A 25,975-nucleotide genomic window follows, 5' to 3' on the forward strand; every position below is an offset into this window, starting at 1 on the left:
GAGTTACAGCCTTTTCTTGACTATATTAATATAAATATATTTCAGTGTAAAGACATAAATTTTATACCAATAAAATCGGTATTTTATATAAGCTTATAACAACTAAGTTGGGCAAAAATTATATAAATTGGTAAGTTACAAATTAATGTACATCTATAACAAAAAGATCCCCGACTTCTTCAAGAAGTCGGGGATATGAGCCTCTCAGTAAAAAGTAAATTAAATAGAATTGCTAGAGCGAGTCTATTTATCTGGAAATAGCTACAAATTACTTAATATGAACACCGTGAAAAATAAAACCCATCTAGAAATAATCTAAATGGGCAAAATTCAACAACTACTTATTATTAAGTGAATGCATATTTCATAGGCAACCCGTCCTGAAAAACTAGTAATTCTCCCGGTTGAATTTTTGTCCAAACTTCGTTGTCAGTGAGGGGTGTTGTCGCAATGACAGCAACGCGATCGCGTTCAGTAGTCACCTCTCGAAAATCTACGGTCATGTCTTGGTCAATTAAATGGGCAGCAGCAAAGGGCGCTTGGCGAACAATGTAGCTGAGATTGGTTGAGCAATAAGCAAAAAAGTGTTCTCCATCTGATAACAAGTAATTAAATATACCCAATTTTGCAATCAAATCAGTAATTTCTTGCAGCACAGGGTATAGTTTCTTTATGTCAGGCTTACCCTCAGGAAAGCGCGATCGCAATGTTTCTAGCATCATACAGAATGCTTTTTCACTATCGGTGTTACCTACGGCTTGATAAAAGCCCAAATTTTCTGGATCAAAATTTGGTAAATTACCATTGTGGGCAAACACCCAATACTGACCCCACAATTCTCTGCGGAAAGGATGGCAGTTGTGTAGGGCAATTTCACCCTGAGTAGCTTTGCGGATATGGGCTATGACATGGGTTGAGTGAATGGGATAACTTCGTACAAACTCCGCTACCGGAGAAGCAACAGAAGGTTGAGCATCTAAAAACATGCGACATCCCTTTCCTTCAAAGAAAGCAATGCCCCAACCATCGTTATGATTATCCGTTTTTCCTCCCCGTGCAGAAAACCCTTCAAAAGAAAAGCAAATATCCGTTGGAACATTGCAATTCATTCCGAGCAGTTGGCACATGGATGTTGCAGCTCTCAATTTTTGACTAAGGCCTCAGGATCAAGATACTTCAGAATGCTGCCTTGATTCTGGAGCGATCGCTTCAATCTTAGAATTTAAAGCTGAGATACTCCAAATTATCGCCAAAAATAAGGAGTCTGCTTGTAGTTAGCAAGATCGCACTATGCCACAAGATGGTAGCGGCGAATATCTGGTGCAGCAGTCACTAAACCTTCGAGTTTAGCTGCTGCCGCTTGGAAATGGGGTGAATCTAGATGAGTATTCAGGGCTTCTGATGAAGTCCATTCCTCTACAAAAGTAAAGTCTGTTTGGTCGTATTGGTTTTGCAAAAGTTCATACTTGATCGCACCTGCTTCCTGGCGGGTTGGCTCAATGAGTTCCAACAGTACAGCTTTTAGTTCTTCTACTTTGTTAGGCAAAGCAGTAATACGGGCAACAATGCGAATAGTTTGGTTTGTCATTTGTTATGGGGCATTGGGCATGGGGCATTGGGAATGAGGCATTGGGAAAAGACTTTCTCTTTCTTTGTTCCCCTGTGGTGATGGTGTTAATTTTTGTTAAAACATCTGCTGTAAATATTGTTCATAGCCTAATTGTTCTAATTTTGCTTGCTTTGCAATTACCGATTCACACAAGGTTTGGCGATATTGTTGCACTTTTTCTAACAATTCTGGTTGATGAGTTGCGAGGATTTGGACTGCTAAAAGACCGGCATTTTTGGCATTACCGATCGCGACTGTTGCTACAGGAATACCACCAGGCATCTGTAAAATAGAATACAAAGAATCTACACCTTGTAAGTTACGAGTGGGTACAGGAACACCAATCACCGGAAGTGGAGTTAAAGACGCTACCATTCCAGGGAGGTGGGCAGCACCACCAGCACCAGCAATAATTACCTTAATGCCGCGTTGGTGTGCAAGTTGAGCATATTGCACCATGCGTTCTGGGGTACGGTGAGCCGAAACGATCGCCACTTCACTCTCAACGCCAAATTCTTCACAAACTGCGATCGCATCTTTCATAGTGGGCAAATCGGAATCGCTGCCCATAATAATACCAACTAAGGGAGTCATAGAATTTTGGATTTTGGATTTTGGATTTTGGATTAATCGCTGATTGTTTCATCTAAAATCGGATGAGATTTAGCTCTCTTCTCGCCAGTGTGATGATCCAAGCAACACAAAATCCTGTAGATATTATCAATGCTAGAGTGCCTGGTTACAAAGATTTGCAGATGCTCTTGGTTAATCCAGAGGGCATAATTGAGCAAATTTTGCCAATGGGTGGAGTAAAAGCGGATAGCCGTGCATCCGTAATAGATGTAGCTGGCGACTGGATTTCATTGGGTGGCGTTGATTTGCAAATTAACGGTGCATTGGGTTTGGCATTTCCTGATTTGAAGGTTGAAAATGCTCATGTACTCCAGAAAATAGGGCAATTTTTGTGGGATGTCGGGGTAGATGGATTTTTGCCGACACTTGTGACAACTTCAGTAGAAAAGATTCAGCGATCGCTTGCTGTTATTGCTGATATTATTCCCAGTCAACAAGCAGGTGCCAAGATTCTGGGAGTACATTTAGAAGGCCCATTTTTGAATTACCAAAAGCGTGGCGCACACCCGGCAGAGTACTTGTTACCCCTCACAATTGAAGAGGTAAAACGGGTTTTGGGGGACTATGCCCATATCGTGAAAGTCATCACCTTAGCGCCAGAGTTAGATCCCATTGGTGAAGTAATTCCATATTTGCGTTCTTTGGGGATTACCGTTAGTTTAGGGCATTCTCAGGCAACATCTGCCCAAGGGCAACTTGCCTTTGAACTCGGCGCAACGATGGTAACTCATGCCTTCAATGCCATGCCACCATTGCATCACCGCGAACCAGGATTATTAGGGACAGCAATTACCCATCCTAATGTCATGTGTGGTTTTATTGCTGATGGTGAACACGTTTCGCCCACGATGCTGCAAATATTACTCCGTGCCAGTGATTACGAAAAAGGGTTGTTCCTCGTCAGCGATGCCCTTTCACCCCTGGGGCTACCCGATGGCGTGTATCCTTGGGACAGTCGGCAAATTGAAATTAAAAATGGTACAGCACGACTCGCCGATGGCACGTTATCGGGGACGACTTTACCTTTATTAGTAGGAGTACAGAATTTGGTGAAGTGGGGGATTTGTAATGTGGAGACTGCTATTTTACTAGCTACAGATGCACCTAGACAAGCGATTGGTTTACCAGAAATTGGCAAAAGTCAAGCCGCAAATTTATTACACTGGCATGGGGATGAAACCACAAAGGAACTAACTTGGCAGCGATTATTGGGCTAAATTTCGCGTCAGAGGTATGGGTACAGCTTATCCTATTGTTAATTGAAATTTTTCAGATATTTTCACATATAATTTAGAATTCGTATACAAGTGCTTACTATGACTAAATATCCAAATAAAATGATAGTTAAATATAGTGTTTTATTTTCTAAGATTTTCAGGTATGCCAGATATTATCCTGAAGATATAATGCGTATACTTCGGTTTTCTGTTTTTCTAGGGTTGTTCTACTTATCTAATTGGCGCTCACCAAATAATGCAGAATTTGTCAATTTAGTATATGCATACTTTTTATCTGTTCCAATTTCAGAGGAAGAGCTTTCATTCTACACAGATAATCTTGACCAAGGCAATTTTTCAAGAATTCAGATTATTCTTTCTTATTTAATGTTACCAATTGGGATTGAACAAAAACTCTTTGCTCGAACAGGCATCGAGTCACATCACCTTGCAAGACTCAAACTGGTACAAGAAATATTGCCACCTGCTGAGTATATTCTCGATTTAGGAGGTTCTTGCCTTGGTTCCCCAGAAGGTTCCCTCATGGTCATGGGTTATCCCTACAAACCTCAACAGTTGGATATTGTTGATCTACCACAGGAGGAAAGAATTTACTATCTGCATTCTGAGGAACATCCCCAGCAATTCATAACTCCAGATAATCTTACAAAAATTAATTATATCTATCGCTCAATGGCAGATTTATCTTATTTTCCAGAACATACCGTTGACCTTGTGTGGTCAGGACAAAGCATTGAGCATGTAACAGAAGAAGAAGCCGAAAAAGTAATTAAAGAAGTCTTTAGAGTCATTAAGCCAGGTGGATCATTTTGTCTAGATACCCCAAATCGCCAGCTTACAAAGCTTTTGGTACGTAGAGGATTTGTACATCCTGAACATAAGATTGAATATACACCTGATGAATTGATTGCAAAAATTCAAAAAGCTGGTTTTATTATCAAAAAAACCTTAGCTGTCTCTCCCATGCCCTATAGTTTAAAAACCAAAAAATTTAGCAAACTAGAATTTATTAACAGTGTTGGATTTTCGGAAAATACAAACCAAGGTTTTTCTTTTTTCATCTATTGTATTAAACCAGATAGATAGGGATAAATAAATATCAGATTTGAGAGAGGTTATTGAATTATGGTTGCAAGGTAAAGTTGATCTTGACGATGAACTTTGAAAAGATTTGGGCAAGAATTGACTGATTTAATTTAGAGCGCTCGCTCCAAAAAAATCTCAATTCATCCCACAAAGGGAGCAACACCGGATTCCTATTTAATTTTTGAAAAGCTGAGAAAATCGAAGCCTTGCGTCATAGAGTTTAGTGCCTCAGTATACTTAGTAAGGCTAACCAACATCAGCAGGTGGCAAGGGAAGATTTAGTCATGTTCATTAATGCCTGCCTCTCCTGCACAGGACAGCATGAGTTCTATGGTAATGGTTATGGGCAGCGCGTATCTATTTTTTATTCTATAAGTTGCTCTGTTTGTTGTGCAATGAACAAGAATTGCACATGGGAAAATCGGAACTACGGGAAAATACGACTTTTACAAGACGTGAACACCGATCTAGGCGATCGCTCTGCTGTTCTTACAATATCTATGTGAGAACAGAAATTTTATTGAGTTGGTGTTCTGGTAGTAGCCTCTGACAAGCTGCTGCGCCTCTACGTTCCTGAAAAAGCCTATGCAACCTACTAATCCTAACCAATTTACAGAAAAAGCCTGGGAAGCGATCGCCCATACCCCCGATATTGTTAAACAATATCAACAACAGCAAATTGAAAGCGAACACCTGATGAAGGCGTTGCTAGAACAAGATGGTCTAGCAACTGGAATTCTCACCAAAGCGGGTGTTAATCTTCAAAAACTGCGCGATCGCACTGAACAATTTTTTCAACGTCAGCCAAAAGTATCAGGTAATAGTACCTCGGTATACTTAGGGCGCAGCTTGGATACACTTCTAGATCGAGCCGATGGATATCGCAAAGAGTTTCAAGATGAATATATTTCAATTGAACACTTATTGCTGGCTTACGCTAAAGATGACCGCTTTGGCAAAGCTTTATTCCAAGAATTCGGTTTAGACGAAGGCAAGCTAAAAAATATTATTAAACAAATTCGGGGGAGCCAAAAAGTGACCGATCAAAATCCAGAAGGCAAATACGAAGCACTGGAAAAATACGGGCGTGACCTCACCGAAGCTGCGCGTAAAGGTCAACTCGATCCAGTAATTGGGCGAGATGATGAGATTCGTCGGACGGTGCAAATTCTCTCTCGCCGCACCAAGAATAATCCTGTGCTAATTGGCGAACCAGGTGTTGGTAAAACTGCGATCGCCGAAGGACTAGCACAGCGGATTATCGCCGGTGATGTACCTCAATCTCTCAAAGACCGCAAGCTAATCGCTTTAGATATGGGTGCTTTGATTGCAGGGGCAAAATTCCGGGGTGAATTTGAAGAACGCCTGAAAGCAGTATTAAAGGAAGTTACCGAGTCTGGCGGCAATATTGTTTTATTTATTGATGAAATTCACACCGTTGTCGGCGCTGGTGCAACCCAAGGCGCGATGGATGCTGGTAACTTATTAAAACCGATGTTGGCGCGGGGCGAATTGCGTTGTATTGGGGCGACAACCCTAGATGAATACCGCAAATATATCGAAAAAGATGCGGCATTAGAAAGACGCTTCCAGCAAGTTTATGTCGATCAGCCCAGTGTAGAAGATAGTATTTCGATTTTGCGCGGCTTGAGAGAACGTTATGAAAACCACCACGGGGTAAAGATTTCTGATAGTGCTTTAGTTGCAGCGGCGATATTGTCGAGTCGTTATATTAGCGATCGCTTCCTCCCTGATAAAGCCATCGACTTGGTAGACGAAGCCGCCGCGAGATTAAAAATGGAGATAACCTCCAAACCAGAAGAACTCGACGAAATTGATCGGAAGATTCTGCAATTAGAAATGGAGAAGCTATCGCTGCAAAAAGAAAGTGATGCCGCTTCTCGTGAACGCCTAGAAAGATTAGAAAAAGAAATTGCCGATCTCAAAGAAGAACAAAGAACCCTGAATACTCAATGGCAGTCTGAAAAAGATATTATTGACAAAATTCAGTCTGTGAAAAAAGAGATTGAACGGGTTAACTTAGAGATTCAACAAGCAGAACGCGACTATGACCTTAACCGTGCTGCTGAGTTGAAATACGGCAATTTAACCAGTTTGCATCGTCAATTAGAAGCAGTAGAAGCTGAATTGGCAAGCGCTCAAAGAAGTGGTAAATCACTATTACGGGAAGAAGTCACCGAAGCAGATATTGCCGAAATTATTTCTAAATGGACAGGGATTCCGATCAGCAAATTGGTGGAATCTGAGAAAGAGAAACTGTTGCATTTAGAAGATGAACTGCACCACCGCGTCATTGGCCAAGAAGAAGCAGTCACAGCTGTAGCGGATGCAATTCAGCGATCGCGCGCTGGATTAGCCGATCCCAATCGTCCCATCGCCAGCTTTATTTTCCTTGGGCCGACAGGTGTGGGTAAAACCGAATTGGCGAAAGCGTTGGCGGCATATATGTTCGATAGTGAAGATGCGCTGGTGCGAATCGATATGTCAGAGTATATGGAGAAACACGCCGTCTCCCGCTTAATCGGTGCGCCTCCAGGATACGTAGGTTATGAAGAAGGCGGACAACTTACAGAAGCAATTCGCCGCCGTCCTTACTCAGTGATTCTCTTCGACGAAATCGAGAAAGCGCACCCGGATGTCTTTAATATCTTCTTGCAAATTCTTGATGATGGTCGCGTCACTGATGCCCAAGGTCATAAGGTGGACTTCAAGAACGCTATTATCATCATGACCAGTAACATCGGTTCGCAGTACATTCTTGATGTCGCCGGAGATAACAACCATTACGACGAAATGCGCCGTCGGGTAATGGAAGCGATGCGAAATAGCTTCCGTCCAGAATTCCTCAACCGAATTGATGAAATCATCATCTTCCACGGCTTAGATAAGAGGGAATTGCGGCAAATTGTGCTATTGCAAGTAGAAAGATTGCGCCAAAGACTTGGCGATCGCAAAATATCCCTGAAACTCTCGGATGCTGCACTTGACTTTTTAGCAGAAGTAGGGTACGACCCAGTATATGGGGCGCGTCCATTGAAGCGAGCGATTCAGCGAGAGTTAGAAACGCAAATTGCTAAATCCATCTTGCGCGGCGAATTCAACGACGGTAACACGATCTTTGTAGATGTGCAGAATGAAAGGCTATCGTTTAGCCGTTTACCCGCTGAGGTCTTTACTGGATAATTACACCTTATAAATCACACCCAAAAACCCGTTTTCTGATAGAGATCGGGTTTTTGAATTATTTTAGGGGAAAAGTGGGAACCCTAAATTACAATACAGTTCAAATAAGCCCAAAACACTTGTAGAGACAGCGATTTATTGCGTCTCGAAAACTCAAAATTGTTGCCAGTAGCCCTTAACTGAACTGTATTGCGCTAAATTATGTTCATCAAAAGAATTGGGAAACTCTTTCCCAGTCCCCATTCCCCAGTCCCCAGTCCCCCTTGATAACTAATGATTAGTATAATTACACCAGTTTATAACGGTGAGAAATTTATAGAATCTTGCCTTCAAAATGTCATCAACCAAAATTTTGCAGAAGTTGAGCATATCATCGCCGATGGTGGCTCAACGGACAAGACAATAGATATTATCAAACATTACGCCAATCAACATCCCCACATCCGCTGGATTTCTGAAAAAGACCAGGGGCAATCAGATGCGATGAATAAAGGAATTGCTATGGCGCAAGGAGCGATTATAGGCATTTTAAATGTTGATGATTTCTATGAGCCAAATGTTCTTAGCCGCATTTCAGAACTCTTTACAAATCTACCAGAACCTACTTTGATTGTTGGTAATTGTAATATATGGGATCATCGAAACAACTTAATTCAGATTAATAAACCTAAACGACTACAACCAGTTGATTTATTGATGGAAAAGCAAATTAATGATGATGGCATGATTGATGTTACTTTTCCGGTTAATCCATCGGCTTACTTCTACCACAAATCATTACATCAAAAAATTGGAGTCTACAAAGTTGAAGAGCATTATGTAATGGATATAGATTTCTTACTGAAAGCAGTTAAAGTAGCTCATGTGAAATATTTTAATGAACTTTGGGGAAATTTTAGATATTATCCAGGAACGAAAACTTTTGATGATTCTATAAATGGAACAAATGAAACGCGAATCCAACATTTGTTTAAGGAGTATGCTAAAACACTCCCATTAATTGAGCAATGGAAAATACATTTGAATCGAATCATACTTTTTATTACATTAAGAATTTTCTATTTTTCTAAGTATCCGCAACGATTACCTCAATCGATTATGAATCGATTCATGAAATCGATTTCGTATTTCAAGCATAAGACGGCAATCATTGGAGACTTAACTCATCCCACAGCTACAAAAAGATCGCCTGTATGGCGACATGCTGCGCGTTTGCTCTTTTTCATAAAAAGCCGTAGGGAAATCGAAGTTATTAGTACCAATGACTAAGAATGAATAACCAATGACTAAATCGGCGGGAATCGCGCCGATTTTCTTGGAACCCACCACTGATTGCGTTAGCTAGTCAGACGCTCAAGGATTCGCTTTGCGCGTCGCTATCAAGCATCTTGATTCTGACCGGAGCTAACGGAAACGTCTCCGGCTCCGCTCCTGAATTCTGAATTCTTCTTCAATTATTCTTACACATAACTTGTCGCATTTTACGCATATTTGCAGGCAACTCTAAGTTCATTGCTTGTTGAATGAAAATAGATGGAATTGGAATCAGAGGTGTGGCTTGCACAGTATAAGCAAGTATTGTGCCGTTACCGCAATCTTTGAGTTCTAAATTTGCGTCAAAATCCTCAAAAGTCCCTTTTACCATACGAAATTGAATTTGCTGCCCCAGCACTTCTACAACGTTGAGGTAAATTTCCACTTGAGCCGTGAAAAAGAAAAAGGCTTTTTGTGCTGCTTGATACAGACGTTTGACCTCACCTTTTTGTACTACCTCACTCTTAGTGATATCGGGAAAATATTGCACCCAGCGGGGGTAATCAGTTAATTGCTGCCAAACATGCGATCGCACCATCGGCACATACATCCACGCTGTCACTGAGCCACCTGATGACTTGTGCGATCGCGTTTCTACCAAAATTTCACCCTGTATCAATAACTTTTGCTTGTCTTGACTCCAAGCCATATCTGAACCTGCAATAATTGAGTCTGATATATAAGACGCAGACATAATGATTTAAGTTACTCCTCAACTCATCCACCTAAATTGAGTTGAAACCACAAGCCATAAAGCTTGATTTAGATCCAACCCATTTAATTTAGTTCCAGTCTAATGCTTATCTTTTCCGGAAACGATGATTTTCCGCTAATTATTTCATTCACGTTACTCTAAAAAATGTGTTTCTTATCACAATCAACACAATTGATACTTAAGTGAAATTTATCGAAAGAATACTTGTAGATGAAAAACTGCGTTATTAACAGCTAGAATGGCACAAACACAAGCTAATATCAAGCACCTTACTCCAAAATTTGGATACCGTCTCTCCATTTTTACCTGTTATTTCTGATGAAACTGCAACTTCATCGTAATTTCATATCTTAATTGTCAATATCAAGTGTAATGTTCTGTTGAGTTGAGAGGAAAATTAGGTGAGTCAATCTTCTTTAAATCGTAGATTAATTCAGATTTTTGGTATCCTTCTCGGCATTAGTGTCGCCGTCTGGGTACTGAGAGGATTTGGTATTCTTACTTTTATTCCAGGTGGCATAATTTGGCTACTGCTACTAGGGGCGATCGCGATCGGGATTATCAGTTACGCCCAAAGAACTTGGTGGCGTTTTTAACAAGAGACAGATGATGACCTCAAAACTCGAATTCTTGAATTTATCGACTATTTTAATAAAACAATGGCCAAACCTTTTAAGTAGACATATAAGGGTAAAGTCTTGGCCATCTAATACTTGGCTTATTTCCGCCGTCCTGTACTAGTAATCTTTGGATTGGGGATTGGGGATTGGGGACTGGGGAAGAAGCAAGGGAGCAAGGGAGAAAAGTTTTCCCCTCAGCAAGAACAGCACCCCGCCCCTCTGCCTCTTTTCAATACCCAATGCCTCATGCCCAATTCCCAATTAAACTTTAATTTTGGCGAATAAAGACTCGTATTGTTTTATTGCTGATGGTGGTAAGGGAAGTAAAAATTCACTTTTATCGAAAACATTGCGATCGCTCTCTAACAAACTCCATAATGGTTCTTGAATATCGGAAGCGGTAATATGTGTAGAGATTGGCGAATTACTTTTAGTCAGCACCGAAATTTGTTTAGCTGTGCTTGGTTGCCAACAAAAATCAATCCATTGATCTGATAAAGTACCTTTAGCAATCCCTGCGGGACGTACCCATAAATCTGCCCACATCGCTGTTCCTGACTGAGGGATCACTGCGGCAAGTTGCGGATAACGTCCCAAAATTGGCAGCACATCACTTGACCAACCAACCGCTAGCCAAGTGTCTTCCATAATTAGAGGTTCCAAGTAGTGATTGGAACTGTATAACTTCACTTGTTGATTTAATGTCTGTAATTCCTTTTCCAAGTTTGGTACTTGGTCAAGATTGTCTGTATTATAAGATTTTCCGAGCTTCTTTAAGACCAAGCCAATAACTTCTCGTGGTTGATTGAGTAGGGAAATGCGCTGCTGCATACCGTCTCGCCATAAATCACTCCAATCTTTGGGCGTCCATCCCAACTTTTGCAACTTGTCACGGTTATAAATAATCACCGTACTACCCCACCTATAAGGCGCACCCCACACCTTCCCTTGAGTATCCAAATTACCTTGGTCGTTGCGCGTTACTAATTTCTTCCACTTTTCATCTAAAGTAGACCACTGTTTTAATTGGTTTCCCTGTACTTCTTGGAGTGGTTGAATCAATTTCTGCTCAATAGCGGCTGTTAACCAGTAATCCCCCAATGTTACTAGGTCTGCCTCAGGTGTTTTTTGACCTTGCCTAAAGGGTATAAAGCGTCTCCATCCCTGCTCATCGGTAGTCTTGGGTTTTTGCTGCCAACTTTGTAATTGCTGAAATAAATCCTGTATCCGCTCAACTGGAGCAAACTTTAACTGCACCTGTTGCTGCAAATCTTTGTGGAACTGATTCACCACCTGACCAGGTATAGAACCTTTTAATAACTGTACTTTTAGTTGCGTCTGGTTGTTTCCACCACAGCCAAAAAGCAGTTGTGAAAGTGCCAATGTGCTTGTACCTAGCAAAAAAGACCGTCGATCCATTGATTTGGGATTTGAGATTTTTGATTATACCTAATATTAAGCAGAGATTCACCAGTCGCCGACTACCTGAAAAAGTGGAGTTGGAGAATTATCGGTATTTTTTGCTTATAAAACCGATAATTTTGCATATTTAACTTAAATTAGCGAGTTTTTTGGCAAAAAGCTAGCCTAAAAACTAAAGTTTCACCATAAAATTCCCTAGTGGTGCTTATGGTGAAACTTTACTTATATTTAGATTTCCATCAAAAATTATCAATACTTAAATAATCCATAAGTATCGTTAAGATTGGGAGTAAATTGAATAACATAGAGAAAATATACGGATAAAGGTATTAAATGGAGCTATTAGAGCAGCAAATCCTGACTTTAAGCCAAAAGCTGGATGCCCTATGCCAAGTAATTGAGCAGCTTGATGGTAAAGTCACTCAAGCTTTTTCAGAGTGTTCTTTAGCGAGTACACAAGCAAAGGATAATTATCACGGAAATGGGGTGGCTGGGGGCTATCAGTTCAAAGGACGTAATAATTTAAATCCAGAAATGGAACACAAGGATGTATTGACAGATGGTATTTATCTAGACATGCATCGTCAAAGTGGAGATAACATCACACCAGAAATTCAAATACAACGACTGACAGCACAATTAACAGCAGCATACAATCGCATTGCGGCTTTAGAAGAACAATTACTTAGAGAGAGAATTCATTAAATTTAACCTGAGTTCAACGAATTAAAAAATGGATTGAGGTAGGGAAGACAAGCCTTTAGGTTAAATATCGAGTGATGGTTTTATAGGCATATACTTAGATACAAGTAATTAATCCAGCCATCAAATAGATAAAAAAGTTAAACACACTATTACATATCTTTACGTAATAGTGTGATATATCTACCTATAGGTTTTTAGTCAATACCTCACTATGAAATAAAAAAAACAACTCTGAGACTAATGTAATTAACGTATTCTATCGTTGCAAAACCAAGATTTTCTTGTTAATCTGCGTTTTTATCATTAGTGCTTTTTCTTGTTATCAAATTGGTTAACTACAAACCAAACAGCTTTCGCAAAAATTGACATTTTGCAACCCGCACCGAATCAACCATTAAGCTATTACGACTATTTTGGCAAACTGCTGACTCTTCAAGAAACAAGACTTTAACTTTGGTTCAAGGCAGTACTTAGTCGTTCAAATTGGGCTTCAATGGCTGCCAAAAGTTGATGTTGCTGCCAATCTTGGCTAAGATGGGCGGCTATGCAGGCGGCTCCAGCACCTATACCTTCTTTCACAAAGCCCTGCTCATAAGCTCTCAGTTGGGGATAACGAGAATCAGCAAAGCTAAGATGAGTTGCTAATAAGGGAGGGGTTCTTCCACTCTCAGTTAAGCTGGTTTTTCCTAAGTTGAGGGCTAAATCAACTGTAGCGCCAGTAGGGTCTTCTGCCACCCAGCGAGTTGTGCCTACAACTATTTCTTCTGGCTGCCATGATAAGGCGTAAGCTTGAGCGATCGCACTCATCAGTGCATAAACCGCTAACATTTGCGTCCCTCCAGCCAGCATTACACCACAACTACGACTAGCTGCGATCGCCATCCCAGCTACCACTACTTGCATGGGATCGCCCACGGCGGCGACGAGTTCTAGAGGATCTACAGAATTTTGGATTTGCGATTGGAATATCTCATCCTGCCCCCTGCCTCCTGCTCCCTGCTCCCTGCTGCCCCTCATCTTCTCCAGTCCAGTTTGCACTAGTGCCCACTTTTGTGTGTGGTTACAAACAGGGTGGCTACTGTTAACTTTTCCGGCAGCATCTATACCCAAACCAGTTAAGATTGCTAGGGCAGTTGTAGTACCTCCGACGACGCACTCACCAATAATCAGATATCCCTGTTGGATATTGGCAGCAAGGCGTTCTCCCCAAAGTAGTCCTTGTTCAAGTAAGTGGTGTACAGTTGTGATTTCCATAGCAGCACCTCCACTTAAACACTTAGCAGGAGCGCCACCCAAATCAATTACTGGCACGGCAGGAGGCTGGGATAAACCAGCATTAAATAAATGAACTGGTATTTTTAGTGACTCAAAGACGGCGCGAGAAATCAGCACGGGCGAAGCCCCAGCCGCTAATGGTGGTAGGGGGTATTGGGCTTTATGTTCTGGCCCGTAATACAAAAACTCGGCATCAGCACAAGCAGTATATTTCCGATCCTCTGGAGTGCGACCGGCTGCTGAAATTCCAGGAATTAAACCAGTTTCAGTAAATCCTAAAACACAGGCAAATACGGGTAGACAACCACGATATCGTCGTAGCCATTCTTCACCTTGTTCTTTTTGAGTATAAATACGAATCATTTGGAAAGTTAGGAGTTAGGAGTTAGGAGTTAGAAGTTTAATTTATAACTTTTAACTCACAACTCCTCACTATCCTTCATAATCCATGAGGACTTGTACCCAGTGGGGTGGGCGGGGAATGGGGTTGCCCAAGCGCTCAAAAAGCAACCATGCTGCCAGGTGTACTACAAAAAGGTAGATAAAGTTGTTAAGTAGGATTAAAGCGATCGCTCCTACTTGAATCAAAAATACACTGGGACTCGCCAACAAACTCAGCTTCAAAAATACCCACTCAATGAACTCTGTCACTTGGGTAATCACATAAATCCACAGGTCTTCACCTGACAAAACAGACAGCAACCATAGCCGAAAAAAAACTCCCAAAGTACCCAATAGCGTACCCAAGGTGATAGAAACAATCCAGGGAACACGACGACGATACCATATCGCTCCTAAAAGCACGCCCATGAACCCGTAGGGCATGACAAACAGCAAGCTACGGGCTGGCCCCATAAGTACTGTCAGCAGTAATCCACAGGTGAGTGCTGCCATCCATGCTGCACGTTTGCCCCAACGTAGATAAACTAAAGCGATCGGCACCGGAAAAAATATCCGCAAAACTGGCCCCAAGGGAAAGTAAAAATTAATAAACCAAATTAAACTAGCGGTACTGGCTAAAAATGCCGTTTCTACCATCCTTAAGGGCGCATCAGCCTTGAGTTGAGGAGGCATTAACTGCTGTTCTTTATCTAACCAATGATTCTGAGGAGTTGGAGATTCAGGAGATGGATCTTCCTCTGGCTCATTTGGGAGAGAATCTAAAATACTCATATCTGACAAGTTCTTAAACTGGGGATTGGGGACTAGTACCGCAAGGCGGAATTAAAAATTAAAAATTAAAAATTAATACAACGTAAGTGGTTTATTTATGCCGCAGTGTACTAAAGGCTAGTGGTCTGTCCCAAAAGTTTTGAGAGGTTAGTGGTGTTCAGATCCCCGACTTCTTAAAGAAGTCAGGGATCTAGTAGCCCTGCAAAATTAATGGGACAGACTATTAGTAACTGGGAAAATTTGGATGGGGATTTATATCTCAACCAAATCTTAAAAGAATTTCTTTTGCAGTACCCAGTACCCATTTCTCGACAACTTTTCTTAGCTGTTCGATCATCTCGTAGATAAGTTGGAGAAGGAAAGGGCGTTACCTACTAAACGATCATTCTTTCTAAGGCTGACAAATCGGGAATACAAATAGTATCTTGATCCCGTTTAATCAAGCCTTTTTTTTCTAGCCTTGTCAAGACTCGCGTCACCGTTTCCCGCGCCAGTCCGCTCAAGCTACTCAATTCCCGATGAGGTAAATTGGGGATTTCTGTTCCTGTTTGCCCTTTTTTTCCCTGTCCTTCTGCCAAAAATAACAACGTATCTGCTACCCTTGACTGGCTATCAGATTCCCGCAACCGCAATCGGCGATTTACTTGCCGCAAACGTCGGGCCATTAATTGCGCCAATCGAACTCCTGCCAAGGGTTCTATCTGAAGCAGCTTGACAAAATCTTGAGCAGGCATACTGCCTATTACCGTTGGTGCTAAGGTAATCACATCTGTAGAGCGAGGCACTTCATCTAGCGCCGCCATCTCACCAAATAATTCTCCTTTGCCAAGAATATTCAGCGTTACCTCTTTACCCTCCAGATTGTAGGTGCGAATTTTTACCCATCCGTCCATAATAAAATACACAGAACCGCCCCAGTCATTTTCCAGCAGAATTACCTGATTGGCTGGGTGAGTGCGGGTGACAAGATGGATGAGGGCTGATTCCACAGCCGTTTCTGGCAACCCTTGAAAAAAGGGAGCGGAGGTGATCATCCAGGGATTAGCCTGTGCTTGCAAGCTATATCGGTCTTCCATTACAACATCTTTATTCAAGCTGCTATGTACACACAACAAACAAGAGCGCCATTTTTAGCCTCAGCGATCATTGCACAGTTCCCTTTCAAAGAGAAAACTAAACTATGCTACACAAGAAAGCGGCGAGAACATTTTTCTAAATAATCTTTACCTATAAGTTTAAACGGAGTAAAAGTTTTGCAAAAAGTAGTTTATAGCCGGCGGTTGTATTACTTAGGGGCTAGCTGCACTGCAAACTTGATTAGTTCAGAATATAGGCAAACAACATCAATGATACTAAAGGGAGTAAATTATTGCTCAGGTATTTTAGCGATTTTCAAAAATAGGCAACTAATCACCTCTAAAACGAAGCTTCTAGGCTGACTGAAGATTGCCACGGCTGCCAGTAATCCATAACATAATGACAGTCACAAGTCCAAGCAGCGGTTTTTGCCACTCAAAACTTGTCTGATGGGAGACGCTGCGCGAATAGTGATTGTAAAGTACTTGTTATATTAGTTGAGACAATTTTCTCCATAAGGTAATAAAAGTGACTTCCAGTACTGATGAAATTCAAAAGCTGATCGCAGACATTGACAATTTACTTGCCAGTGGTGGCAAGCGCCTATCTAGATTTTTTTCTGGTCAGGTGCAGGAGCCTAAAGAAGTTTTAGAACGAATTCGCGACTTTTTGGTGAGGTTACAAGAAAAAGAAGTATTAGAGAACGGCATCCCAAATCAGTCTTCTGAAGAATCGCGATCCCCTTTGTTAACAAAATTTATTGATCGCAACCAGTATCCACTACCGCAGCTCTCACCCAATCAGGAACAAAGTACTGTTGACGCCAGACAATTAAAAAATGAATTTTCGAGATTGATTCAGCCGTTGCGATCGGAATTAGAATTGCTCTTACAAGAACGAGCCAACCTGATACAGGAAATTCGCCAGCTAGAACAAAAGCGTTTGCAAAACTACTCCCTAGCGCAGCAGTTGACTAACCAGGAGCAAATGATTACCGAGTTTTTACAAGTACTCATGAGTCGACTTGTGCCAACTTTAACACCAGTGGTCGGAAAGACGGGGGAAAATTCCGTCAGTTCTTCAGGAAAAATTGATCACGCAACCTCTGCAACTCAACCTTTCTTAGAATCACCAGATAGTGTGGAGCGGTTAACCCAGCTAGCTAGGGATTTGGATCAGCGCCTATTATCACTAGATGGGACGGTGAATGTAGTCTTTGAGGCACTACAGCGCAACATTAATACTTATTACGAATCTCTGTCGCAAGCACTGGCAAGAATGCATAGCAAGGGGATGCAGGGTGAACAGCTGATGGCCAGCTTTCTCAATAATTTGACCCAGCATTTGCAGCAAGAATCCCCTAGTTCCCAGCAATCTTTTTTAGGGATAGAATCTGAGACACTACCATCATTGCCTGAACCAACCGCGATCGCTGCTGAAGTTGCGCCCCACCCCTTGGAAGTGATACAACCAGAAACTTCATCTCCACTCATTATTAATTCTGAGCAACAGGAGACTACAGTCACGGAAGATTTAGATGCAGCGCTGTTGCAACTTGGTTTAGACTCGTCTGAATCTTCTCAAACCCCGACCGAATTACCGCAAGATATTTCTGCGTTAATTGGTGATGAAGTAGACCAACTTTACGCCAGTTTGTTTGGTGCTGGTGATGTTAATAATCCCAGCCTCGATGTTGCGACAAGTGACTTATCTGCTTTCACAGACTCCCCGTCTGTAACTCCAACTGGGGATTCTGCGGTTGTATTACCAGATACGGGTTTTTCAACCCAAGAAACTTTAGGAGAAACTACAGATTCATCAGAGCCACAAGAAGAACTATTTTTTGAAGAGGATACCGATCTAGACTCACCTCTGAGCTTCTCTACCCCACAAATAGACAATTTACCCACGCAACTCGACAATCAGCCAGCTAGTGTTGATACAATTAATACCCTAACTGAGCTATTGCCTGATACAAGTAGTGAGCAGCGATCGCTAGAAGTATTATCTTTCGTGGAGGATGTCACAACTACAGCACCAGTTACTCCAGAAGTCGCAGAAATCACGTTGGCATATCCTGACGAGGAAGAAAACTACGCGCAACCTCCCGTTCGTGCAGCGTCTCCGACAGGAGAAGAGAAGCCTAATGTATCCCTACAGGAAAGCGAAACGACTGACAAAGAAGATATCGCTACATCGGAAGTATTAATTAACGACGATCAACCAGAACCGACTTCAGATAACTACATTGCTGCTTCACCCCAAGAAAACTTGCTTTCTAGTGAGTCAAACCAGGCTCCAGCCGTACCTGATATTTCCCTAGATGAAGAACAGTTGCAGCAATTAGATCGGGATTTGGCTAATTTCGATCGGCAGCTAAATTCTGATTCACAACCAGCCACCAATTTGGATATTTTCTCGGAAATACTTGATACAACTCAAGACACAATCCCCACAACTTCCTCTGAAAATCTCCAAATAGCTGAAAATACTTCAACGGCTGCTTTCTCCAGTTTGGCAGTTCCCCAGATAGAAGCTGACAAAAAAAAGGAAGTCGTAACTCCTGTTCAAGAAAGTTCTTCAGCAACAACTTCCAACTCTATAAATAATCCAGAGGTTGCACCTAATGTTATAGAACCAGTGTGGTATTTAGGAATTGATTTAGGTACAACAGGAATTTCTGCCGCCTTATTAAATCGCTCTACTTTTGTTGTACATCCTATCTACTGGTCAGCAGAAAATCCACCGGGAACAAGTTCGTTCCAGCAATCGTTTCGTTTGCCAACAGAAGTTTATCTGCCTACAGCTTCTATACCCCACGGTGAAAACGAAAGTACCGAAACACATGAGCAGACGACACCTGCGGCTGTTGCTCAAGATAAAGTGCCTGATCGCTCCCCCACCACTCCTGCAACACCGAGATCAACAGCAGATTCGACGATCAATAATCTCTACTCGGCGCAGTTGAAGCCCTATTTGCAAGTAGCTATTCCCTACAAGAGTGAAAGACAGAAATGGGAACCTGTTTTGCAATTAAATGAATTTTCGGCAGGCCCTTTGATTTGGATTGTGCGATCGCTCTCTAAGCTACTATTAACCCTCAAATCTGAAAAAACTTCTACCACCCCTAGTTTAATGGCTGCCGCAGTTGGGATCTGCGAACAAAATTTTCCCCAGATTATCAATAATATTGCGGGTGTCATTTGCACCTGTCCATCTAGCTGGTCGGAACAATACCGCTTTAATGTGCGAGAAGCTTTACTCACTAGCAAGCTCATTCAACATCCGCAGCAAGTCTTTTTTGTTGAAGAAGCGATCGCTAGTCTACTCCCAGAACTCGATGCAGCTAACGGTGAGCAAGTAAAATTAACCGATGGTCAAGGCGATCGTCCAGCAAAAACTAGCGAACAGCCGATTATTGGCAACACCCTGGTGATTAACATTGGGACAACTGCCACAGAAATGCTGCTGGTGAATGTACCAGAAAGCTTGGCGCAATTGACATACAATGATTTCATGCTCCACAGTTTTGCTTATGCTGGTAAAGGAATTGAAGAAGATATTATTTGCCAGCTGCTATTGCCACCGAAATCTCGACAATCACGCTCAGAAACACCAAGCGAGCGCAAAACTACCACCAGTAATCCTTGGCAATGGCAACCGTCAATTCCCGGTTTAGATCAAATGCATTGGCAGACTTTAGGGTTAGAAGAATTAGAACTACCCAGAGTCGGAGAACCAGATATCACCGCTCGAATTCGCCTCCAGCAACGTCTAGAAAGTTCTCTACTGGGACAGGCGGTATTAGATGCAGCACTAGCACTAAAGCTGATTTTGCAACACCAAGACTCTTTTACCCTAGAATTAGCTGATCAGCAGTGGATTTTGCAGCGACGAGACTTAGAAAGCCAGGTATTTATCCCCTTTGTGCGCCGCCTAAATCGAGAACTCAACAAGTTATTGGTAGCTCGTGGCATTCCCACAGAAGCCATTAATCAAGCGATTCTAACTGGCGGGGTGGCTTGTGTCGGGACGGTGAATCGCTGGTTACGCCAAAAACTCCCCAGCGCTAAGATTATTCAAGATTCATATCTCGGTGACAACGGCGCTCCTAATTGCAGTCGGGTTGCTTATGGTTTGGCGATGCTGCCTCTGCATCCCCAAATTTTAGATATACCCAGGCAACAATACACTGATTATTTCTTATTTACAGAATTGCTGCGGCTGCTACCAGATCGACCCTTATCTTTCGGTGAAGTTATTCAGTTATTTGAGGGTCGTGGGATCAATACTCGCATTTGTCAGCAAAGGCTGCTGGCTTTTTTGGAAGGTGAACTGCCTTCGGGTTTAATACCTTCAATCACAGATTCAACCTGGCTCACCCAGAGTTCGCAAGAAAATCCTGACTATCAAGCGATCGCTACTGCATCACTTTTTGAAAAACAAGGGAGTCTTACTTATCGTCCAAATTCCCAACAACTGTTATCTTTGCGTCGCTATCTAGATGCGATCAAAGCTAGTAATCAGCAATCATTGGAGGAAGCATATACAGTTAATCTCGCTTTAGAGGTTGCTCATTGAAACTGGTACATGACGCTAGAAATAAGAATACTACCCAAAATTCCAAATGCCTATGTTATGAGCATTTGGAATTTAGCAAAGTACTAGTACAGTTCGGCGTAAATAAACCACTTATTCCAAATCAATGAAACGCTTACGCTGTATTCATTTTTCATTTTTCATTTTTAATTCCGCCTTGCGATACTAGTAGTACTTCAGCACAGTAATTTTTTGGATGTGTACGATAGTAGGATTTTTATTTAGGTAATATAGAAAAATACTGTAGATTCACAATCTATGACTTTAATTGAAAGATTCTGTAAAATTTGATTTTTCGGTTTTTCCATTGGTTGAAATCTATGTATAGTAACACTCAGTAGTAGGGACAAAAGCACTAAAAATCGCCTAACAATCATGTCTATGTCTAGACTACTAATGAAAAGATTCCTGTTATGAAATAAGTTAGCCCCTGTGAATAATCTTTACCTTTATTCAGTTAATTGTTTGCAACAGCCTTCACACCCGTCAACTTTGAGCGTGAGAAAACGATTAATTGACATTGTTGGAGCCATTGTGGGGCTGATAATCACATTTATGGTAGCAATTCCTGTGGTGATTGTTACCTTTATTCATGGGCCAAGTCCAATATTTTATTCTCAAATTCGTTGTGGTTTGAACGGAAAAACTTTCCGCATCTGGAAATTCCGCTCCATGATTGTCAATGCTGATAAACTCAAGCATTTGGTTAAAAATCAAGCTAAAGGTCACATCTTTAAATCTGTTGACGATCCTCGCATTACTCCTGTAGGTAAATTTTTACGATGTACTAGCTTAGATGAATTTCCTCAATTTTGGAATGTTTTGTTAGGGGATATGAGTTTAGTTGGTACTCGTCCACCGACTCCTGATGAAGTCAGCCATTACGATCTACACCACTGGGATAGATTACGAGTCAAACCAGGTATTACCGGAGAATGGCAAGCTAATGGACGTTCGAGCATTACAGACTTTGAAACCATTGTCAAAATGGATATAGATTATCAACGCAAGTGGTCTGTAACTTATGATCTGAGTCTGATTATTAAAACTATCTGGGTGGTATTTAAAAAGACTGGTGCTTATTGAATTCGGGATTGGGGAATGGGGAATTGGTTATTCTTCTTGTCTCCTCCTGCTTCCCCTGCTTCCCCTGCCCCCTGCCCCCTTCACCCCTTGACACCACTACCTGTTTCTGTGGGTACAATGTAGCGTTGTAAAAACAGAAATAATAATAATACTGGGGCGATCGCAATGACTGAGCCAGCAGCTACTAACCGCCAATCAAGGGAAAATGTACCTGCTAGCTTTGCGACTCCCAAGGGAAGAGTGTATAAATTTTCGTCTTGGATGACAATTAAAGGCCACAAAAAGTCACTCCAAGCACCAATAAATACAAAAATAGCTAAAGTTACCAGTGCTGGGCGAATTGCCGGTAACATAATATGCCACCACAATCCTAACTCTGAGCTGCCATCCATACGGGCGGCTTCTTCTATTTCTTTGGGGACACTCATGAAAGCTTGGCGCAACAGAAAAATGCCAAAGGCAGAAGCTAAACTGGGAAAAATCATCCCCAAATAACTATTTGTCAAACCCAACTGGACTGTCAAAATATAAAGAGGAATCATCACGATTTGGAAGGGAATCATAATCGTGGAGACAATCGCTACAAAAATCCAGTCTCGCCCCACAAACGACAACCTTGCCAACGGATAGGCAGCTAAAGCGCAAAACAGCAGATTTAAGCCTACAGTCATTACTGACACCAAAGTACTGTTGTACAGGTATTGCCCAAAAGGTAGAGAGTTCCACACACTAGAGAAGTTATTTAGTGTCGGTTGACTGGGTAGCAACTGTGGCGGCGACTGAAAAATATTTTCCGTAGGCGATTTTAAGGCTGTACTAATTAGCCATAGTAAAGGAAAGAGCATCAACAGTGCGATCGCTCCCAACACTGCATACATTAGTAGAATCTGCGATCGTGATTTTTTCCAGTTCAGCATTTGATTAATATAGGAAATTATCTTTAGGAATGTAAACACTCACCCTACTTACTGTTTATTTTTAAAAATATTTAAGGTATATCTAGCTCTAGTTTTAAGGATATTTAATTGGTCAACCTGCGCCAATAATCTGTCTAAGGTTTTGGTTTCATCATGTGACAAATCATGTTCAGAGTTTTTAATTAATAATTCCTGTAACTGTATCTGAGCTTTGGGAGATAAATAACTTTCCGCCAAAGCTTGCAACTCATCTAGATTTAAACCAATCAATCATTCAGAATCTACAAATAAGTTGGTTAGCTGTTGGTAAGTTTCTAAATCTAATAGTACTCCAACTTTTTCTCTCTATGCGTTAGTGACATACTGAATTAAATCAGACATGGCTTTACTTAAGAATTTGGTTAATTTTATCGTAGCCTATCATCAAAAATCTGGTTAAAGCAATGCCGACTTCTTCAATTCAATAAGTCAGAATCTAAATCCATATAGATAGATGTAGAGACATAAAATTTTATGCCTCTACAAGAGTTTTGGTTGCAAAATTTATAACTTTTATACATCAAATTAGCAACACCAAAAATCGTATCTAATCAAGTAAGCTTATAGCCTATCATCCTACAGTTTGAAGCCAATTCACAGTAGTTAATCTTCAACTGCTACATAAGGTTGTGGTTCCCGCAAACGTTGGGCGATTTGTTCTCGTCGATACTTTGCAAGTTCGCTATAAAGCCTCTTGCGAGAGAGATTCACACTTCCAACAGGCTCATGCTCTAGCAGTGTATGCCAAGGGGAAAATAGCGAACCCTCATCTAAGCGTTTGCGTTCTTCAAAGTCAAATTTCTGACTAGGAATGCGGACAGTTGCAACTTTAATAAACGGTGAATCTGCTTCTTGCCATTCTTTAATATGGTCTTCAATCGGCGTTTTTTCATCATCTACATAAAACTGAATGAAGAAGTCAAAAGAGGCTTCTCGACCTTCTTGAGTCAAATATTTGACTAGCGTTTCTCGCAGATAATTTTCCGATTCTGGAAGTGTTTCTGGTGGTTGTTCTGGCTGTTGAGATTTGACAGATAATTTGACAATGCGACTACCAAATTTAAACGGAGCCATACTCCAATATTGAATCAAAAGCGGATTTCCTACCTTCTGACTGCCAATTTTTTGCAAGATAGCAAAAGCGTAACCAAGTTCTTCCAGCCGTTCTGGAGTAAGTTGTCCACTACCTGCTTTGGAGAGATCCGCGTAATCACGAACGTCTTTGGCCAAAAAAGTAGGATAATTGTTGAGTATAAAATCTTGAGTTTTTTCTTCATCATCCAGCACTTTCTGCCCCTCCACATTCATCACCTTAATGGCAATACCGCGAACATCAGGCTGGCTATCGGAGTTGAATTTACCACGCTTTTGAGGCGAACCACCGCTAGAGAAGCGAATCCATGCAGGATAGGTTTGGGGCGTTTTAAATAAACCTACTCTCAGGCCTTCAGGAAGATTCGGTTCAATAATAAACTCTCCCGAAAGGAGTCCATGACTTTTGGTATGAATTTGGCGGAGATCTGGGCCATTTTTTTGTTGAGCTTGGAGACTACCTGTTATAATCTCGTCAATTATTGCTTCCTGCTCAGTGGTCGATAATGTTGGGTTAGTCATAAAACATTTGATAATGTGTCTTCATTATCCTGAATCCTTCAGCCTTTCTGAGTCAATCCGGTTTCCGTATAAACAGCTTGTAGTGGTTTATCCCAAGGTTCAATAAGTATTTGGGGCAAATAGGCAAAATCAAAGACAATTCCGATAGTTGGCTTTGTCTGCCACTGCGGTAAACTGAGCAAGCGATCGTAATATCCGCCGCCATAACCGAGGCGATAACCTTGATAGTCGCAAGCTACACTAGGAACGAGAATCAAATCTACTTCCGCAGCATCTAAAATTGGAGCGTCGGGGTGAGGTTCCGTAATACCATAAGCGCCACTTTGGACAGAATCATCAGGTGTCCAAATATGCCAACACAGAGATTTCTCAACGCAGCGAGGAAATCCCCAACGATATTTAGTGTTTGCAAATAAGGGACTGAGGTCAGGTTCTTGGCGAAAGCTGAAATAAGCGAGGATTGTTTTTGCTTGCGTAAACAAAGTAGAGTTTTGTAAATGAGAGCATAAGCGATCGCTTTTTTCTCTCCATTCTCCAACGGACATTGATTGACGTGTTTTGAGTAAAGTGCGGCGTAGTTCTGCTTTATTTAATTGATGATTAACTTTGTCCATGAAAATTTATAGCTGCAAATAAATAAGCTGAGCATTGCCCAGCTTAAGTACCTTATACTCATCAGTACATAGTTATGCAGCGTGTTGACGATACCACTCAATGGTATTTTTTAGCCCTTTTTCAAAACTCACTTGAGCCATGAAATTAAAGGCTTGCTTTGCCCGTTCAGTATCTAAACAGCGACGGGGTTGACCATTAGGCTTGTCAGTTTGCCAAACAATTTCCCCCTTAAACTCCATCAATTCGGCGATTAGAGTTACTAAATCAAGGATGGAGATTTCATCACCGGTTCCCAAGTTAACTGGTTCCGATTCGTTATATAATTGAGTCCCCAAAACAATCCCCCGAGCTGCATCTTCTGAATACAGAAACTCACGGGTGGGACTGCCATCACCCCAAACTGGAAGTTGCTTTTCTGCTTTAATTTGGGCTTCGTGAACTTTGCGAACTAATGCTGGAATCACATGGGAACTTCCAGGGTCAAAGTTATCTTCTGGGCCATACAAATTTACTGGCAGTAGATAAATCCCATTAAAACCGTACTGCTGACGGTAAGATTGCAATTGAACTAAAAGTGCTTTTTTAGCAATTCCATAAGGGGCGTTGGTTTCCTCTGGGTAGCCATTCCAAAGATCATCTTCTTTGAATGGCACGGGAGTGAATTTAGGATAGGCGCAGATTGTACCAACACAAACAAATTTTTCTACTCCAGCTTGATAGGCAGCGTGAATTAGCTGGGTTCCCATAATCAAGTTATCGTAGAACAACTCTGCGGGTTTTTCGCGGTTTAAACCGATACCACCCACATGAGCTGCTAGGTGAATAATGATGTTTTGCTGGTCAACTGCACGTTGGCTATTTTCCCATACACGCAAATCGGAATCGTGCGATCGCGGTATCGTAATCTTCTCACGATCAGCCCCAGCTTTACACAGTTGATCTATCACCTGACGACCTAGAAACCCCGACCCACCGGTGACGAGAATGTGTTTATTTTTTAGTTCTAAGGCAGTCATATTTTTATCCTCTCTGGT

Annotated in this window: 21 protein-coding genes; 8 read left to right on the forward strand and 13 right to left on the reverse strand. The window is 41.5% G+C overall.

The window, feature by feature from the left end; genetic code table 11:
* Window positions 1-347: 347 nt before the first annotated feature.
* The 3 genes from HWQ39_RS23270 to purE form a co-directional block, all read right to left on the reverse strand.
* Window positions 348-1,127 (reverse strand): class II glutamine amidotransferase, encoded by a 780-nt coding sequence (locus HWQ39_RS23270; protein WP_292850125.1) that lies wholly within the window; start codon window positions 1,125-1,127, stop codon window positions 348-350.
* A gap of 161 nt (window positions 1,128-1,288) precedes the next feature.
* Window positions 1,289-1,588, reverse strand: coding sequence for a putative quinol monooxygenase (locus HWQ39_RS23275; RefSeq protein ID WP_292850128.1), 300 nt, complete (start codon window positions 1,586-1,588; stop codon window positions 1,289-1,291).
* 96 nt (window positions 1,589-1,684) lie between these two features.
* Window positions 1,685-2,203, reverse strand: a complete 519-nt coding sequence (gene purE / locus HWQ39_RS23280; RefSeq protein WP_104905015.1) for a 5-(carboxyamino)imidazole ribonucleotide mutase — start codon at window positions 2,201-2,203, stop codon at window positions 1,685-1,687.
* 92 nt (window positions 2,204-2,295) lie between these two features.
* Here purE and nagA point away from each other — a divergent pair, with 92 nt between their 5' ends.
* The 4 genes from nagA (at window position 2,296) to HWQ39_RS23300 (ending at window position 9,039) form a co-directional block, all read left to right on the forward strand.
* Window positions 2,296-3,459 carry an N-acetylglucosamine-6-phosphate deacetylase gene (nagA, locus tag HWQ39_RS23285; protein ID WP_292850781.1) on the forward strand — a complete coding sequence of 388 codons (1,164 nt, stop codon included), beginning with the start codon at window positions 2,296-2,298 and terminating at the stop codon, window positions 3,457-3,459.
* A gap of 99 nt (window positions 3,460-3,558) precedes the next feature.
* Window positions 3,559-4,566: a class I SAM-dependent methyltransferase gene (locus HWQ39_RS23290; protein ID WP_292850131.1), complete on the forward strand. Its 1,008-nt coding sequence runs from the start codon at window positions 3,559-3,561 to the stop codon at window positions 4,564-4,566.
* A 585-nt stretch (window positions 4,567-5,151) separates the two neighbouring features.
* On the forward strand, window positions 5,152-7,770 hold the full coding sequence (gene clpB / locus HWQ39_RS23295; protein WP_292850134.1) for an ATP-dependent chaperone ClpB: 2,619 nt from the start codon (window positions 5,152-5,154) through the stop codon (window positions 7,768-7,770).
* Between the two features lie 273 nt (window positions 7,771-8,043).
* Complete coding sequence (locus HWQ39_RS23300) at window positions 8,044-9,039, forward strand: glycosyltransferase family 2 protein (RefSeq protein ID WP_292850137.1); 996 nt, start codon at window positions 8,044-8,046, stop codon at window positions 9,037-9,039.
* A 181-nt stretch (window positions 9,040-9,220) separates the two neighbouring features.
* Here HWQ39_RS23300 and HWQ39_RS23305 read toward each other — a convergent pair whose 3' ends face one another.
* On the reverse strand, window positions 9,221-9,778 hold the full coding sequence (locus tag HWQ39_RS23305; RefSeq protein WP_292850140.1) for an SRPBCC family protein: 558 nt from the start codon (window positions 9,776-9,778) through the stop codon (window positions 9,221-9,223).
* Window positions 9,779-10,200: 422 nt separating this feature from the next.
* Here HWQ39_RS23305 and HWQ39_RS23310 point away from each other — a divergent pair, with 422 nt between their 5' ends.
* A complete protein-coding gene (locus HWQ39_RS23310; RefSeq protein ID WP_179065434.1) occupies window positions 10,201-10,395 on the forward strand; it encodes a hypothetical protein in 195 nt (64 codons plus the stop codon).
* Between the two features lie 285 nt (window positions 10,396-10,680).
* Here the strand turns inward: HWQ39_RS23310 and HWQ39_RS23315 are convergent, their stop codons facing one another.
* On the reverse strand, window positions 10,681-11,838 hold the full coding sequence (locus HWQ39_RS23315; protein WP_292850143.1) for an extracellular solute-binding protein: 1,158 nt from the start codon (window positions 11,836-11,838) through the stop codon (window positions 10,681-10,683).
* Between the two features lie 336 nt (window positions 11,839-12,174).
* Here HWQ39_RS23315 and HWQ39_RS23320 point away from each other — a divergent pair, with 336 nt between their 5' ends.
* Window positions 12,175-12,546, forward strand: coding sequence for a hypothetical protein (locus tag HWQ39_RS23320; RefSeq protein WP_292850146.1), 372 nt, complete (start codon window positions 12,175-12,177; stop codon window positions 12,544-12,546).
* 447 nt (window positions 12,547-12,993) lie between these two features.
* Here the strand turns inward: HWQ39_RS23320 and cobT are convergent, their stop codons facing one another.
* The 3 genes from cobT to HWQ39_RS23335 all read right to left on the reverse strand — a co-directional run bounded on the left by cobT (window position 12,994) and on the right by HWQ39_RS23335 (window position 16,070).
* The gene (cobT, locus tag HWQ39_RS23325) at window positions 12,994-14,184 is read right to left on the reverse strand and encodes a nicotinate mononucleotide-dependent phosphoribosyltransferase CobT (RefSeq protein WP_292850149.1); all 1,191 of its coding nucleotides are present in this window, start codon (window positions 14,182-14,184) and stop codon (window positions 12,994-12,996) included.
* A 69-nt stretch (window positions 14,185-14,253) separates the two neighbouring features.
* Entirely contained in the window at window positions 14,254-14,994 is a 741-nt protein-coding gene (locus HWQ39_RS23330) for a DUF2232 domain-containing protein (RefSeq protein ID WP_292850152.1), read from the reverse strand.
* Window positions 14,995-15,368: 374 nt separating this feature from the next.
* Window positions 15,369-16,070: a Crp/Fnr family transcriptional regulator gene (locus tag HWQ39_RS23335; RefSeq protein ID WP_179065484.1), complete on the reverse strand. Its 702-nt coding sequence runs from the start codon at window positions 16,068-16,070 to the stop codon at window positions 15,369-15,371.
* A gap of 529 nt (window positions 16,071-16,599) precedes the next feature.
* Between HWQ39_RS23335 and HWQ39_RS23340 the strand changes: the two genes are divergently transcribed.
* Complete coding sequence (locus HWQ39_RS23340) at window positions 16,600-20,652, forward strand: hypothetical protein (RefSeq protein WP_292850155.1); 4,053 nt, start codon at window positions 16,600-16,602, stop codon at window positions 20,650-20,652.
* Between the two features lie 450 nt (window positions 20,653-21,102).
* The gene (locus HWQ39_RS23345; protein WP_292850158.1) at window positions 21,103-21,756 is read left to right on the forward strand and encodes a sugar transferase; all 654 of its coding nucleotides are present in this window, start codon (window positions 21,103-21,105) and stop codon (window positions 21,754-21,756) included.
* An 80-nt stretch (window positions 21,757-21,836) separates the two neighbouring features.
* Here HWQ39_RS23345 and HWQ39_RS23350 read toward each other — a convergent pair whose 3' ends face one another.
* The 5 genes from HWQ39_RS23350 to HWQ39_RS23370 form a co-directional block, all read right to left on the reverse strand.
* Window positions 21,837-22,673, reverse strand: a complete 837-nt coding sequence (locus tag HWQ39_RS23350; protein ID WP_292850161.1) for a carbohydrate ABC transporter permease — start codon at window positions 22,671-22,673, stop codon at window positions 21,837-21,839.
* A gap of 48 nt (window positions 22,674-22,721) precedes the next feature.
* Window positions 22,722-22,943 (reverse strand): hypothetical protein, encoded by a 222-nt coding sequence (locus HWQ39_RS23355; RefSeq protein ID WP_292850164.1) that lies wholly within the window; start codon window positions 22,941-22,943, stop codon window positions 22,722-22,724.
* Between the two features lie 372 nt (window positions 22,944-23,315).
* Window positions 23,316-24,326: a catalase family protein gene (locus HWQ39_RS23360; protein WP_292850167.1), complete on the reverse strand. Its 1,011-nt coding sequence runs from the start codon at window positions 24,324-24,326 to the stop codon at window positions 23,316-23,318.
* A 38-nt stretch (window positions 24,327-24,364) separates the two neighbouring features.
* A complete protein-coding gene (locus HWQ39_RS23365) occupies window positions 24,365-24,940 on the reverse strand; it encodes a 5-formyltetrahydrofolate cyclo-ligase (RefSeq protein WP_292850170.1) in 576 nt (191 codons plus the stop codon).
* Between the two features lie 72 nt (window positions 24,941-25,012).
* Window positions 25,013-25,957, reverse strand: coding sequence for a GDP-L-fucose synthase (locus HWQ39_RS23370; RefSeq protein ID WP_292850173.1), 945 nt, complete (start codon window positions 25,955-25,957; stop codon window positions 25,013-25,015).
* Window positions 25,958-25,975 lie beyond the last annotated feature (18 nt).

The organism is Nostoc sp. NMS8, from assembly GCF_017115045.1.
GTDB lineage: Bacteria > Cyanobacteriota > Cyanobacteriia > Cyanobacteriales > Nostocaceae > Nostoc.

Excerpts from the sequence above, each read along its gene's own strand:
- HWQ39_RS23330 (WP_292850152.1), bottom strand. The coding sequence starts at position 14,994 with ATGAGTATTTTAGATTCTCTCCCAAATGAGCCAGAGGAAGATCCATCT.
- HWQ39_RS23350 (WP_292850161.1), bottom strand. The coding sequence starts at position 22,673 with ATGCTGAACTGGAAAAAATCACGATCGCAGATTCTACTAATGTATGCA.
- cobT (WP_292850149.1), bottom strand. The coding sequence starts at position 14,184 with ATGATTCGTATTTATACTCAAAAAGAACAAGGTGAAGAATGGCTACGA.
- nagA (WP_292850781.1), top strand. The coding sequence starts at position 2,296 with ATGATCCAAGCAACACAAAATCCTGTAGATATTATCAATGCTAGAGTG.
- HWQ39_RS23315 (WP_292850143.1), bottom strand. The coding sequence starts at position 11,838 with ATGGATCGACGGTCTTTTTTGCTAGGTACAAGCACATTGGCACTTTCA.
- HWQ39_RS23320 (WP_292850146.1), top strand. The coding sequence starts at position 12,175 with ATGGAGCTATTAGAGCAGCAAATCCTGACTTTAAGCCAAAAGCTGGAT.
- HWQ39_RS23360 (WP_292850167.1), bottom strand. The coding sequence starts at position 24,326 with ATGACTAACCCAACATTATCGACCACTGAGCAGGAAGCAATAATTGAC.
- HWQ39_RS23300 (WP_292850137.1), top strand. The coding sequence starts at position 8,044 with ATGATTAGTATAATTACACCAGTTTATAACGGTGAGAAATTTATAGAA.
- purE (WP_104905015.1), bottom strand. The coding sequence starts at position 2,203 with ATGACTCCCTTAGTTGGTATTATTATGGGCAGCGATTCCGATTTGCCC.
- HWQ39_RS23370 (WP_292850173.1), bottom strand. The coding sequence starts at position 25,957 with ATGACTGCCTTAGAACTAAAAAATAAACACATTCTCGTCACCGGTGGG.
- HWQ39_RS23270 (WP_292850125.1), bottom strand. The coding sequence starts at position 1,127 with ATGTGCCAACTGCTCGGAATGAATTGCAATGTTCCAACGGATATTTGC.
- HWQ39_RS23335 (WP_179065484.1), bottom strand. The coding sequence starts at position 16,070 with ATGGAAGACCGATATAGCTTGCAAGCACAGGCTAATCCCTGGATGATC.
- HWQ39_RS23305 (WP_292850140.1), bottom strand. The coding sequence starts at position 9,778 with ATGTCTGCGTCTTATATATCAGACTCAATTATTGCAGGTTCAGATATG.
- HWQ39_RS23365 (WP_292850170.1), bottom strand. The coding sequence starts at position 24,940 with ATGGACAAAGTTAATCATCAATTAAATAAAGCAGAACTACGCCGCACT.
- clpB (WP_292850134.1), top strand. The coding sequence starts at position 5,152 with ATGCAACCTACTAATCCTAACCAATTTACAGAAAAAGCCTGGGAAGCG.
- HWQ39_RS23290 (WP_292850131.1), top strand. The coding sequence starts at position 3,559 with ATGACTAAATATCCAAATAAAATGATAGTTAAATATAGTGTTTTATTT.
- HWQ39_RS23275 (WP_292850128.1), bottom strand. The coding sequence starts at position 1,588 with ATGACAAACCAAACTATTCGCATTGTTGCCCGTATTACTGCTTTGCCT.